The 12531-nt window shown below is 62.0% G+C and carries 17 protein-coding genes; 12 read left to right on the forward strand and 5 right to left on the reverse strand.

From position 1 onward, the window contains the following. Positions 1-38 precede the first annotated feature (38 nt). The 4 genes from OHD58_RS27040 (at position 39) to recJ (ending at position 3643) form a co-directional block, all read left to right on the forward strand. Positions 39-326, forward strand: coding sequence for a type II toxin-antitoxin system RelE/ParE family toxin (locus OHD58_RS27040; protein WP_263806729.1), 288 nt, complete (start codon positions 39-41; stop codon positions 324-326). Positions 327-328: 2 nt separating this feature from the next. Next, a complete protein-coding gene (locus OHD58_RS27045) occupies positions 329-631 on the forward strand; it encodes an addiction module antidote protein (RefSeq protein ID WP_263806730.1) in 303 nt (100 codons plus the stop codon). Positions 632-813: 182 nt separating this feature from the next. Further along, positions 814-1791, forward strand: coding sequence for a class II fructose-bisphosphatase (gene glpX, locus OHD58_RS27050; RefSeq protein ID WP_263806731.1), 978 nt, complete (start codon positions 814-816; stop codon positions 1789-1791). Between the two features lie 70 nt (positions 1792-1861). After that, on the forward strand, positions 1862-3643 hold the full coding sequence (recJ, locus tag OHD58_RS27055) for a single-stranded-DNA-specific exonuclease RecJ (RefSeq protein ID WP_263806732.1): 1782 nt from the start codon (positions 1862-1864) through the stop codon (positions 3641-3643). A 10-nt stretch (positions 3644-3653) separates the two neighbouring features. On the opposite strand, the gene OHD58_RS27060 is transcribed toward recJ, so the two are convergent. The 3 genes from OHD58_RS27060 to folE form a co-directional block, all read right to left on the reverse strand. Then, the gene (locus tag OHD58_RS27060; RefSeq protein WP_263806733.1) at positions 3654-4625 is read right to left on the reverse strand and encodes a patatin family protein; all 972 of its coding nucleotides are present in this window, start codon (positions 4623-4625) and stop codon (positions 3654-3656) included. Positions 4626-4719: 94 nt separating this feature from the next. Then, positions 4720-5166 carry a phosphoribosyl-AMP cyclohydrolase gene (gene hisI, locus OHD58_RS27065; RefSeq protein WP_263806734.1) on the reverse strand — a complete coding sequence of 149 codons (447 nt, stop codon included), beginning with the start codon at positions 5164-5166 and terminating at the stop codon, positions 4720-4722. Between the two features lie 35 nt (positions 5167-5201). After that, positions 5202-5837, reverse strand: coding sequence for a GTP cyclohydrolase I FolE (gene folE / locus OHD58_RS27070; RefSeq protein ID WP_263806735.1), 636 nt, complete (start codon positions 5835-5837; stop codon positions 5202-5204). A 239-nt stretch (positions 5838-6076) separates the two neighbouring features. Here folE and OHD58_RS27075 point away from each other — a divergent pair, with 239 nt between their 5' ends. After that, the gene (locus OHD58_RS27075) at positions 6077-6523 is read left to right on the forward strand and encodes an iron-sulfur cluster assembly scaffold protein (RefSeq protein WP_263806736.1); all 447 of its coding nucleotides are present in this window, start codon (positions 6077-6079) and stop codon (positions 6521-6523) included. Between the two features lie 4 nt (positions 6524-6527). Here the strand turns inward: OHD58_RS27075 and OHD58_RS27080 are convergent, their stop codons facing one another. Beyond that, positions 6528-7448 carry a LysR substrate-binding domain-containing protein gene (locus OHD58_RS27080; RefSeq protein WP_263806737.1) on the reverse strand — a complete coding sequence of 307 codons (921 nt, stop codon included), beginning with the start codon at positions 7446-7448 and terminating at the stop codon, positions 6528-6530. Positions 7449-7541: 93 nt separating this feature from the next. On the opposite strand from OHD58_RS27080, the gene OHD58_RS27085 reads away from it, so the two are divergent. The 3 genes from OHD58_RS27085 to OHD58_RS27095 all read left to right on the forward strand — a co-directional run bounded on the left by OHD58_RS27085 (position 7542) and on the right by OHD58_RS27095 (position 8553). Continuing rightward, positions 7542-7730 (forward strand): hypothetical protein, encoded by a 189-nt coding sequence (locus OHD58_RS27085; RefSeq protein ID WP_263806738.1) that lies wholly within the window; start codon positions 7542-7544, stop codon positions 7728-7730. Between the two features lie 77 nt (positions 7731-7807). Then, positions 7808-8167 (forward strand): membrane protein insertion efficiency factor YidD, encoded by a 360-nt coding sequence (gene yidD, locus OHD58_RS27090; RefSeq protein WP_263806739.1) that lies wholly within the window; start codon positions 7808-7810, stop codon positions 8165-8167. After that, positions 8140-8553, forward strand: coding sequence for a hypothetical protein (locus OHD58_RS27095; RefSeq protein ID WP_263806740.1), 414 nt, complete (start codon positions 8140-8142; stop codon positions 8551-8553). The genes yidD and OHD58_RS27095 overlap by 28 nt, the downstream gene beginning before the upstream one ends. 13 nt (positions 8554-8566) lie before the next feature. On the opposite strand, the gene OHD58_RS27100 is transcribed toward OHD58_RS27095, so the two are convergent. Continuing rightward, a complete protein-coding gene (locus OHD58_RS27100) occupies positions 8567-8848 on the reverse strand; it encodes a transcriptional regulator (RefSeq protein WP_263806741.1) in 282 nt (93 codons plus the stop codon). Positions 8849-9325: 477 nt separating this feature from the next. On the opposite strand from OHD58_RS27100, the gene rpsL reads away from it, so the two are divergent. The 4 genes from rpsL to OHD58_RS27120 form a co-directional block, all read left to right on the forward strand. Further along, positions 9326-9697 (forward strand): 30S ribosomal protein S12, encoded by a 372-nt coding sequence (gene rpsL / locus OHD58_RS27105; RefSeq protein WP_106775706.1) that lies wholly within the window; start codon positions 9326-9328, stop codon positions 9695-9697. 60 nt (positions 9698-9757) lie between these two features. Continuing rightward, on the forward strand, positions 9758-10228 hold the full coding sequence (gene rpsG / locus OHD58_RS27110; protein WP_263806742.1) for a 30S ribosomal protein S7: 471 nt from the start codon (positions 9758-9760) through the stop codon (positions 10226-10228). 27 nt (positions 10229-10255) lie between these two features. Further along, positions 10256-12346, forward strand: coding sequence for an elongation factor G (gene fusA / locus OHD58_RS27115; RefSeq protein WP_263806743.1), 2091 nt, complete (start codon positions 10256-10258; stop codon positions 12344-12346). A 66-nt stretch (positions 12347-12412) separates the two neighbouring features. Continuing rightward, a partial coding sequence (locus OHD58_RS27120) for a GTP-binding protein (protein WP_263804206.1) occupies positions 12413-12531 on the forward strand: 119 nt, incomplete at its 3' end.

Genomic DNA, 12531 nt, shown 5'->3' on the forward strand with positions numbered 1-12531 from the left:
GCGATTGATCTCCCGATCATTGTGAACTACAATTCACAATGATCGAAGTTCGGCAGACGCCTTTCTTTCTCGAATGGCTTCGAACGCTGAAAGACGCGCGGGTGGCTGAACGAATTGCCCAGCGGATAACGCGTCTGCAATTCGGACTACTCGGCGACGTCAAGTTCTTCGACGGCATCGGTGAACTGCGCATCGATACTGGCCCAGGTTATCGGGTCTATTTTGTGCAGCGCGGCAAGGTGCTCATCATCCTTCTTTGCGGAGGCGACAAGAGTTCGCAAAAGAAAGATATAAAACGCGCCATCGATATGGCGAAGGAGGTCTGACAATGGCCATTGAAACCGTTCCTTTTGACGCTTCCGAGTTCCTGGGAAGTGTTGAATCCCAAGCTGAGCTTCTTGCCGATGCATTCGAGTCGGGCGACGCTGGTTACATCACCCACACGCTCGGTGTCGTAGCTCGTGCCCGCGGCATGACCGGCATCGCCAAAGAAGCCGGAGTCACTCGCGAAGCGCTTTACAAGGCGCTGAGTGGCGACGGTGACCCCAAGCTCACGACGCTTTTGGGAGTGTTACGCGCGCTAGATATGAAAATTACAACGAAACCTGCGAAAACGAGACTGATCGCCTAGCCGTACAAAAGATAGAACGTGCTGGATAAAACGCGCGGAAGCACTTCAATCGATTGATATTTTCCATCGGGCACGGAAACGTGTCTGCGGGTCTTGCCGTTGTCATGGTGCTTTGACAAAAGGAGCGCGCCCGTGCCCGTCCGGCACGGCGTCCGCATATTTGTATTGGCAGGAAAGTGACGATGGCGAAGAACGCGACGGCAGGCCTCGACCGGATTCTCACCCTTGAACTCGTGCGTGTCACCGAACGTGCCGCGGTCGCCGCGGCGCGCTTGCGCGGCCGGGGTGACGAGAAGGCCGCCGATCAGGTGGCGGTCGACGCCATGCGCTCCGAACTCAACCGGCTGCCGATCAGGGGTACTGTCGTCATCGGCGAAGGCGAACGCGACGAGGCGCCGATGCTCTACATCGGCGAGGAGGTCGGCAGCGGCGACGGCCCCAAGGTCGACATCGCGCTCGACCCGCTGGAGGGCACCACGATCTGTGCCAAGAATCTCCCCAACTCGCTGGCCGTCATCGCCATCGCCGAAAAGGGCAGCCTGCTCTACGCGCCAGACGTCTACATGGAAAAGATCGCCGTCGGCCCGGGCTACCCGGCAGGCGTCGTCGATATCGACGCCCCGGCGATCGAGAACATCGAAAACCTGGCCAGGGCGAAGGGCGTTCCCGTCAACGAGATCACCGCCTGCATCCTCGACCGTCCGCGCCATGCGCGCCTGATCGAGGCCGTGCGCGCCACGGGCGCGTCGATCAGGCTGATCGGCGACGGCGACGTTGCCGGCGTCATCCACACGACCGATCCGGACGAGACCGGCATCGACATCTATCTCGGCACCGGCGGCGCGCCGGAAGGCGTTCTGGCGGCGGCAGCACTGCGCTGCATCGGCGGCCAGATGCAGGGCCGTCTGCAGCTCAACACCGAAGAAAAGGTCGTCAGGGCCGCCAAGATGGGCATTTCCGATCCGAACAAGATCTACCGGATCGAGGAAATGGCGAAGGGCGACGTGCTTTTCGCCGCCACCGGCGTAACCGACGGCAATTTGCTGGCCGGCGTCAAGTTCAACCGCGATTCGGTCCAGACGCATACCATCGTCATGCGTTCCTCCTCGAAAACGGTTCGCGAGATCAAGGCGCGGCATCAGGATCTCGAAAAATTCTGATCGCGCTTATTTTGCGCTACGCTAATACGACTTACGATCGACCGACAGATTCGGGCGGATGGACAAGCGTATGAGTGCGGACAGGCGCTTCTTTCTTGGCGTGAAGGAATCGGCGACAGGGCTTTCCTGGGAGCATCGCCTGACGGAGCGTCAGGAGGTTGCCGCGCTCGCCATTGCGCAGGGACATGGCGTTTCCGATCTGGTCGCCCGCGTTCTCGCCGGCCGCGGCATCAGTGCGGAGGAAACCGAGCGCTTTCTCGATCCGACGATCCGCGATCTCCTGCCCAATCCGGTCTCGCTGACCGACATGGATGCCGCCGCTGCGCGCATCGCCGATGCTGTGATCCGGCGCGAGAAGGTCGCCATATTCGGCGACTACGATGTCGATGGCGCGGCTTCCTCCGCCCTGTTGAAGCGGTTCCTGGCGCATTTCGGCCTGACGTCGGAAATCTACATCCCGGATCGCATCTTCGAGGGCTACGGCCCCAATCCGGATGCCATGCGCGAACTCGTCTCGCGCGGAGCCAGATTGATCGTCACCGTCGATTGCGGAACCAACAGCGCGGCGTCCATCGATGCGGCGCGTGCAGCCGGTGCCGATGTCGTCGTGCTCGATCATCACCAGGTCGGCGCCGCGTTGCCGGAAGGCGTGCCGGTCGTCAATCCGAACCGCGAGGACGATCTGTCGGGGCAGGGGCATCTGTGCGCCGCCGGCGTCGTGTTCCTGACGCTTGTCCAGGTCGCCAAGCTGCTGCGCGAGAAGAATTTCGGCACGCCCTTCGACCTGCTCACCTTGCTCGATCTCGTCGCGCTGGCGACCGTTTGCGATGTCGTGCCGCTGACCGGCGTCAACCGTGCCTTCGTCATCAAGGGTTTGCAGATGCTGCGCCAGCAGCGCAATCCGGGGCTGGCGGCACTCGCCCGCGTGTCGCGGATCGGCGAGCCGATCAACACCTTTCATCTGGCTTTTCTGATCGGGCCGCGCATCAACGCCGGCGGCCGCATCGGCGATGCCGGTCTCGGCAGCCGCATGCTTGCCACCGACGATCCGGTCGAGGCGGACAAGATCGCCGAAACGCTCGACCGGCTGAACCAGGAGCGCCAACTCATGGAACAGGAGATGCTTGCCGAGGCGCGCGCCGAAGCCGATGCGGAAATGCTTGGCGGTGCTGGTCCCGCCGTCGTGGTGACGGCCAGCGAGACCTGGCATCCGGGCATTGTCGGCCTGCTCGCCTCGCGGCTGAAGGACCATGCGCGCCGGCCTGCCTTCGCCGTCGCCTTCAATCCGAATGGCACCGGCACCGGCTCCGGACGCTCGGTTTCGGGTTTCGATCTCGGGCGGCTGGTGCGCGAGGCGGCCGACAAGGGGCTGATCGTCAAGGGAGGCGGCCACGCGATGGCTGCCGGCATCACTGTCGAGCGGGCTAATCTCGGCGCTTTGCGGGCGTTTTTCGAGGAGCGTGCCGCCGCCGACGTCTTTCGCTTGCGCAACGAGGAAAGCCTGAAGGTCGACGCCGCGCTTGCGGCGGAAGGCGCAACGCAGGACATGCTCGACGCGTTGGAGAAGGTGGGTCCGTTCGGCCAGGGTTACCCCCCGCCGGTGCTTGTCTTGCCGCGCCATCATCTCGTCGACGCGCGCCCGGTCGGCGCCGGTCACGTCCGCGCCGACCTGAGGAGCGATTCCGGCGGCCGCATTCAGGCGATCGCCTTCCGCGCCGCCGAAAGTCCGCTCGGAGAGTTTCTTTTCAAGAGGAGAGGAAGCAGCGTTCATGTTGCCGGAGCCCTGTCCGGCAATTACTGGAATGGCGCCCGCAGTGTACAATTCCGCATCATCGACGCGGCGGCGGCCTGACGAAGCCGGCTTACGCCAGCACGCTCTGCAGGCGGGTCAGTTCGCCGATCTGCGCCTTGGTCGCTTCGTAGCCGAGCTTGATCGCCTCGTCGGCGCGATGGAATTCCGACAGCCCGACATGGCCGAGCTTCGGCTGCAGCGACAGGTCTGGCGGATCGCCGGCCAGCCGGGCGCGCGAGATGCGGTCCTGGATGATGTTGAACGCCTCGACCATGACCCCGGTGATGCCGAGGCGCGTGCCTTGCGCGGTGGCATTGGGGTCGCGGTGCGTGCCGGGCGACGCGTCCTTTTGCACGACCAGTTCGCCGGCGCTGTGCTTGATGACCGCCGCGCGTCCGAAAAGGTCGTAGTGCAGGTTCACGGCGACGACCAGCGGCTGCTCGTAAGCCCGCAGCACGGAGACCGGTACCGGGTTGACCAGGGCGCCGTCGACCAGGATGCGGCCGTTGGCGCTGACCGGCTCGAACACGCCCGGCAACGCGTAGGAGGCCCGCATTGCGGTGATCAGCGAACCTTCCGTCAGCCAGATCTCATGGCCGGTACGAACTTCCGTGGCAATGCAGACGAACGGCTTGTCCAGGTCCTCGAACCGCAGCCCGTTCATGTGTTCCTGCATGCGCGATGTCAGTTTCATGCCGCCGAACAGGCCGCTGCCGCCGAGATTGATATCGAGCAGACCAAAGATGCGGCGCTTGGTCAGGCTGCGAGCGAACTCTTCGAGCTGGTCGAGCTTGCCCGCCAGGTAGCAGCCGCCGACCAGCGCGCCGATAGAGGTTCCCGCGATCATGCTGATTTCGATGCCGGCTTCGTCCAACGCGCGAAGCACGCCGATATGGGCCCAGCCGCGCGCCGCGCCGCCGCCCAACGCAAGCGAAATGCCGGTTTTCTTCTTGTCGGTTTTGGATTGTGGCGCGCCGTCGGAGGTGAGGTCCTTCATCTCCCGCATGTCCGGCTTGCCGCGTATGGACGCCCATTCGAGCATCACCAACTCCTTGTCCCAAGTTATTTTTACGGCACTGCCGTATCAAAATGGTGAATCTGTGTGGCTTCCAAGGTCGAAATGGTTCACTCGCCGTTCAATAGACCTTTGCAGGATCGAACAATGGTCCAGCGCCGTCGTCGCGAAGTGTTGCGATGCCGTTCCCGAGTTCCACCGTCCTGTAGAAACAGGAACGCCGTCCGGTGTGACAAGTTGCGTCGTGACCTGCGACATTTACGCTAAGCCATACGGCATCCTGGTCGCAATCGACGCGCAATTCTGTGACATTTTGCACATTCCCGGAGGTTTTGCCTTTTTTCCAGAGCGAAGCCCGCGACCGCGACCAGTAGTGGGCGATGCCGGTCTCGATGGTCAGCGCCAGCGCTTCGGCGTTCATGTGCGCCACCATCAATAGCATGCCGTCGCGCGCGTCTGTGACGACGGCGGTCACCAGTCCGTTTGCATCGAAACGCGGTGAGAGTGTGCGGCCTTCCTCGAGCGACTGCTTGTCTGCCGGAGGTTCTGCGAATTCGATCTGTGGCATTGCCGGTCCTTGTCCGCGGGACCGGCGAGGGCGTCTCAGCCCCGGTTGCCGTCCCGCACCATCGTTACGAACCGGACCTGCTCCTCGGGACTGTCCTTGAAGCTGCCGGTGAAGGTGGAGGTGAGGGTGGTCGAACCCTGCTTGCGGATGCCGCGCATGGCCATGCACATGTGCTCGGCCTCGATCATCACGGCAACGCCGCGCGGATTTAGCACGTCCTGGATGACACCGGCAATCTGTGCCGTCATCGCTTCCTGCGTCTGCAGCCGGTGCGCGAAGATGTCGACCACGCGGGCGATCTTCGACAGGCCGAGCACGCGCCCGTCGGGCAGGTAGGCGACATGCGCCTTGCCTATGATCGGCACCATATGGTGCTCGCAATGCGAATGGAACGGGATGTCCTTGACCAGCACCATGTCGTCGTAGCCGGCGACTTCCTCGAAGGTGCGGCCAAGTTCTTCGGCCGGATCCTGGGCATAGCCGGCGAACAGTTCGCGATAGGCCTTGGCCACACGCCGCGGCGTATCCTTCAGCCCTTCGCGGTCCGGGTTGTCGCCGGTCCACAGCAAGAGCGTGCGAACGGCCGCCTCGGCTTCCGCTTGGGTCGGACGCTTGATGTCGGGGTTCTTGCTGTCTTCCGCGCGCGGAAAATTCTTGATGACGGCGTCCATTAAGGCGTCTCCCGTAGTTCCCCTCGGCGGAGGAACGAGTTGAACGGACCAATGCCTTTCACGGTGCCGGAGAAACTTTCTACTCTGGTCCCGAAAGCGGCGAGTCTCGATCCCATCCGGCCGCGCTTGCAGCGCCTTGCCGTGGTGGGATCGCAATCATTATATATGTCCTGCCGCGTTGAATGAAAGATGCCAGGGCGCCACGCACTGTTCGCCAAACAGCGACGGATTGGAAAATCATGATCGACGACGTCTACAACGCGAAAATTCTTGGTTTTGCCGGCAATATTGGGCGCATCGGCCGGCTTGAAGACCCCGATGCCACTGCAAAAGCGCACTCCAAGCTCTGCGGTTCGACGGTCACTATTGATCTAAAGATGGAGAACGGCGTCGTCACCGATTTCGCCCATGACGTGAAGGCTTGTGCGCTCGGCCAGGCTTCGTCCTCGATCATGGCTTTGCATGTCGTCGGCGCCACCGCCGGCGAATTGCGCGCGGTCCGCGAAACCATGCTGAAGATGCTGAAGGAAAACGGCGCCCCCCCAGACGGGCGTTTCGACGACCTGAAATATCTGGAGCCGGTGCGCGACTACAAGGCGCGCCACGCCTCGACCATGCTCACCTTCGATGCCGTCGTCGATGCGATCGGCCAGATCGAGAGGAAGCAGGCCGGGGAAGCCGCCTGACTTCTCATCGTTCGTTCCCGATATCCAGCGGAGGAACTTTTTCGAACTCCGCCCGTACCCAGTCCGCGAAGCGCGCCGCCGGTTCGCTGAGCGCCTTGAGGTTGCGTGCCGCCATCCAATAGGCGCCGGCGCCTATCCTGGTCTCGAACGGCTGGACCAGCGCGCCTGACGCGAGATCGTCATGCGCCAGGAACAGGCAGCCCAGTGCAACGCCATGGCCGCGCAACGCCGCCTGCAGCACCAGCGCCATATCGGCCAGTTGCGGTCCGCGCGCGGGGGTATCCCTTTCGGGCGCACCCGCCTTCTCGAACCATTTTTCCCAATACCGCCGGTTTTCCTCGTGCAGCAGCGTGTATTTTCGCAGATCTTGCGGCCTTGCCAGGGGAGGCCCCGACCGTGCCAGGCTGGCAGACAGCACCGGAGTGTCGAAAAGCTGCCTCAGCCGTTCGGCGTCCGTATCCGGCCAGGAGGTGCTTTGGGCACTGTAGCGCAGGGCGATCTCCGGACCGCCGCCGTGAAAGTCGACGACCCGGGGGTTGACGTCGATCAGCACATCGATGTCCGGATGCAATTGCCGGAAACGGTCGAGCCGCGGGATGAGCCAGCTTGAAGCCAGCGCCGGTTCGACGCTGACACGCACTGTCGGCGGCCCGCTCGCCCGCAGGATTTCCGACACCGCGGCGTCCACCGCGTCGAAGCTTCTGGTCAATTGGGCGAGCAGCCGGTGGCCGGTTTCGGTCAGTTCCACCTTGCGGTGCAGCCGCAGGAACAGCGACGTCTTCAGCGTGGTTTCGAGTTCCCTGATCTGCCGGCTGATCGCCGCCTGCGAGACGAACAACTCCTCTGCGGCCCGGCTGAAGCTGAGCAGCCGCCCTGCCGCTTCAAAGCTTCGCAGCGCCGTCAGGGGCAGGCGACTACGCTTCATTCGCATAACTCCAAGTTATCCAAAGTGGAAAATATACTCGTTTGAGAGCGAAGGCGAGTGGCTGTCTAATCCCTATACAAAGGAGATTGAGCCATGTTCGAGTTCATGGGCATATTCGGCGACGTCATCCGCATCGTGACATTTCAGCGGTCATATGAGCCGATCCGCCACGGATTTGCGCCGCACGACCGGTGCCGGCCTCGGGAGAAGCCGCAGGCAGGTTCCGTGCCTCGCATCGGCCGCAATGCGGCTCGCGTGACTGCAGCCCCGACCGAGGGCTGATTGCCCGCCCTGTTGCGCAGGCGCATGTGAATCGACATCTATGGAGGCATGAGCGATCCCGACCGGATATCCTGGCGATGAGCCATGATCACCAGCACACGCAGCCCGCGCGCCGATCCCGTGGCCGCAACTGGTCTGGTCCGTGGCGCAGGACGCCCGGCCGCCTGGCCGGCACGTCGCTCGTGCGTTTCTATCAGCTGACGCTTTCCGGTTTCGTCGGCAATTCCTGCCGCCACCTGCCGACCTGTTCCGAATACGCCTACGAGGCCATCGCCCGCCACGGCCTGTGGTCCGGCGGCTGGATGGGGCTGTTCCGGGTGATGCGCTGCGGCCCTGGCGGCACGCACGGCATCGACAATGTGCCGGAGCGCCTTGGTGCACCTTACGCCTGGTATGCGCCATGGCGGTATTGGCGGGTCTCGGCAAAGAAAGCTTGAATTGGCAAAGCCGCCAGGGCCTGATACGACAAACTCCGCGCCAATTTCATGGGCTCGGCAATCTGGCGCGCTTCCAATTGCCGCCCCGCCACCGCTTCGACACGGTCGGCGTCGGACTGCTGCTTGAAGGCATCGATTTCGGCGGGCTGATCGCCGACAAGGCTTCGACAGTGATCGCATCGTCGCCAATCTCAACGAGCGCGGCGCCAAGGCCGTCATCTCGCAGCATACGCGCCGGACCAAGCCTCTGGCGCTCGATCGCGAACTCTACAAATGGCGACACCTCATCGAGAACTTCTTCAAGCGCATCGCCATGCGAGCCGAAGACCGATCAAAGCTTCTCAGCCATGATCCATCTCGCCGCAGCCGTCATCAACTCAAGATGAATCCCCTCAGGCCTTAATCCGTCACATCGAACATCACGATCGACACTTCGCCTTCCAGCGCACCCTGGTAGGCCGACATATGCGGTTCCTCGTCGGGCTCGCCCTGCATGTCGCCGATCTGGTCGAGTTCGGCTTCGGCATAACCTTCCGCGGCAAGCGATTCCAAGGCACGCCGCACCGCCGAATCGTCGTCGGGTGCCATAAGGAAAATATGGACGCCTTCGACCTTGCCACCTTTCTTCTTCCATATGCGGCCGGTGATGATGGTGACGGGGCGCTCCTCATTGTCGTTCATTGCGTGATTCCTTCGTCTCCGCCCCGCGGGCATGCCGGGTGCCCAGATTCAGGGCGTTTTCGCATGATTGCTGGGCAGCCGACAGGGCAAAAAGCGTGTTTTTCTGTTTCGCTTTTGCAAGATGACGCAAGAAAATTGCGCGCATGGCAGGCATGCAGGCCAAGCTACGGTTTTAGCGAGATTATTGGAGGTGCGGGCTTGACGGTTCGGGGTCTTGCGAGTAGAAGCCGCGCAGTCTGAGCCGATGTGAGGTCTGGCTTTCCGGAACGTCTCGTTCTGGAGTTTGCCTCAAACAGGGTTCGTTTTACGAGCGAAAAGACATTTCCGGCGTGCATGAAGCGGCTTCCGCTTCCTCTGCTTTTTGTTCGGGCAAGACCGCAGATCGCGGTTCGTGGCCCGAATTTGCGTATGGAAATAACGCTTGAAGCCGCCCGTAGTGGGCTCGAGACACGGAATTTGTAGAGACAAGAGGGTTTAATGCCTACCGTCAACCAGCTGATCCGCAAGCCGCGCCAGGCGCCGGCGACGCGCAACAAAGTGCCGGCCATGCAGCAGAACCCGCAGAAGCGGGGCGTCTGCACGCGCGTCTATACGACGACGCCGAAGAAGCCGAACTCGGCACTGCGCAAGGTCGCGAAAATCCGCCTGACCAACGGCTTCGAAGTGATCGGCTACATTCCCGGCGAAGGCCACAACCTTCAGGAGCACTCCGTGGTAATGATCCGCGGCGGCCGCGTGAAGGATCTTCCGGGCGTGCGCTATCACATCATCCGCGGCGTGCTCGACACGCAAGGCGTGAAAAACCGCAAGCAGCGCCGTTCGAAATACGGTGCCAAGCGTCCGAAGTAAGGTTTTCCGGCTTCGGCGCTTTTTTTGTGCGCTGGGCCACGAGATTGAGAGACAAGAACCATGTCCCGTCGTCACAGTGCAGAAAAGCGTGAGATCAACCCGGATCCGAAGTTCGGCGACCTGGTCGTCACCAAGTTCATGAACGCCGTCATGTATGACGGCAAGAAGTCGGCAGCCGAGACCATCGTCTATGGCGCCCTCGATCAGGTGCAGGCCAAGACCAAGCAGGAGCCGGTCACCGTCTTCCATCAGGCGCTCGACAATGTCGCGCCGCATGTGGAAGTGCGTTCGCGCCGCGTCGGCGGCGCCACCTACCAGGTTCCGGTCGATGTCCGCCCTGAGCGCCGCCAGGCGCTTGCCATCCGCTGGCTGATCACAGCTGCCCGCAACCGCAACGAGACGACGATGGTCGACCGCCTGTCGGGCGAACTGATGGATGCCGCGAACAACCGCGGCACCGCCGTCAAGAAGCGTGAAGACACCCACAAGATGGCGGAAGCCAACCGCGCCTTCGCGCACTACCGCTGGTAGTCGCGAAAGAGAGACGGAGAGACCATCATGGCTCGCGAATATAAAATCGAAGACTACCGCAATTTCGGCATCATGGCGCACATCGACGCCGGCAAGACGACGACGACCGAGCGGATTCTCTACTACACCGGCAAATCGCACAAGATTGGCGAAGTGCACGACGGTGCTGCGACCATGGACTGGATGGAGCAGGAGCAGGAGCGCGGCATCACCATCACGTCGGCCGCCACCACGACCTTCTGGAAGGGCCGTGACGGCAAGATGCGCCGCTTCAACATCATCGATACGCCGGGCCACGTCGACTTCACCATTGAAGTCGAGCGTTCGCTGCGCGTCCTCGATGGTGCCATCGCGCTGCTCGATTCCAACGCCGGCGTCGAGCCGCAGACCGAGACCGTTTGGCGCCAGGCCGAGAAGTATCACGTCCCGCGCATGATCTTCTGCAACAAGATGGATAAGACCGGCGCGGATTTCTACCGCTGCCTCGACATGATCAAGTCCCGTCTTGGTGCGGTCGCTGTCGCCGTGCAGTTGCCGATTGGCGCCGAGAATGAATTCAAGGGCGTCGTTGACCTGATCGAGATGAACGCGTTGATCTGGCGCAACGAAGAATTGGGCGCTGCCTGGGATGTCGTCGAGATTCCGGCCGACCTGAAGGCGAAAGCCGAAGAATACCGCGAGAAGATGATCGAGGCCGTCGTCGAAATGGACGAGACGGCTCTGGAAAACTATCTCGAAGGCAATATGCCGTCGAATGACGAGATCCGCGCACTGATCCGCAAGGGCACGATCGCGGTCAAATTCCATCCGGTGTTCTGCGGTACCGCTTTCAAGAACAAGGGCGTTCAGCCGCTGCTTGACGCCGTTGTCGAATACCTGCCGTCGCCGATCGACGTGCCGGCGATCAAGGGCGTCGACGCCAAGACGGACGCCGAGATCGAGCGCCACGCCGACGACAACGAGCCGCTGTCGATGCTGGCGTTCAAGATCATGAACGACCCGTTCGTCGGCTCGCTCACCTTCGCCCGCATCTATTCGGGCAAGCTGGCCAAGGGCACCTCGGTCGACAATACGGTCAAGGGCAAGAAGGAGCGCATCGGCCGCATGCTGCAGATGCATGCGAATTCGCGCGCCGACGTCGAAGAAGCCTATGCCGGCGACATCGTCGCCCTGGCTGGCCTCAAGGATACGACCACCGGCGATACGCTGTGCGATCCGCTGCATCCGGTCATTCTGGAGCGCATGGAATTCCCCGATCCGGTTATCCAGATCGCCATCGAGCCAAAGACCAAGAACGACCAGGAGAAGATGGGCCTGGCGCTGCATCGCCTGGCTGCCGAGGATCCGTCCTTCCGCGTCAAGACCGACGAGGAATCGGGCCAGACCATCATCTCCGGCATGGGCGAGCTGCACCTCGACATCATCGTCGATCGCATGAAGCGCGAGTTCAAGGTCGAGGCCAATGTCGGTGCGCCGCAGGTTGCCTATCGCGAGACGATCACCCGCACCCACGAGCAGGACTACACGCACAAGAAGCAGACCGGCGGTACCGGCCAGTTCGCTCGCGTCAAGATCATCTTCGAGCCGGATCCGGAGAGCAGCGAGTTCCAGTTCGAGTCCAAGATCGTCGGCGGCGCCGTGCCGAAGGAATACATCCCCGGCGTCGAGAAGGGCATCAACAGCGTCATGTCGTCGGGTCCGTTCGCGGGCTTCCCGATGATCGGCGTCAAGGCGACCCTGATCGACGGCGCCTTCCACGATGTCGACTCCTCGGTTCTCGCCTTCGAAATCGCCGGCCGTGCGTGCTTTCGTGAAGCCGCGCCGAAGCTTGGCGTGCAGCTGCTCGAGCCGATCATGAAGGTCGAGGTGGTGACGCCGGAAGACTACGTCGGCAACGTCATCGGCGACCTGAACGGCCGCCGCGGCCAGATCCAGGGTCAGGAGACCCGCGGCGTCGCCGTCGTCGTCAACGCGATGGTGCCGCTCGCCAACATGTTCAAATACGTCGACAATCTGCGTTCGATGTCGCAGGGCCGCGCCCAGTACACGATGCAGTTCGATCACTACGAGCCTGTGCCGACCGCGGTCGCGCAGGAAGTCCAGAAGAAATACGCGTAATTTCCAGGAATTGCGTAGGTAACTTAATTTAACGCCTTAACTGGCTGCTAGTAATGGAGACCTCACATGGCAAAAGGTAAATTCGAGCGTAATAAGCCTCATGTGAACATTGGCACGATTGGTCACGTTGACCATGGCAAGACGTCTTTGACGGCTGCGATCACGAAGTATTTTGGCGAGTACAA

The organism is Mesorhizobium sp. ZC-5, from assembly GCF_025753855.1.
Taxonomy (GTDB): Bacteria; Pseudomonadota; Alphaproteobacteria; order Rhizobiales; family Rhizobiaceae; genus Neomesorhizobium.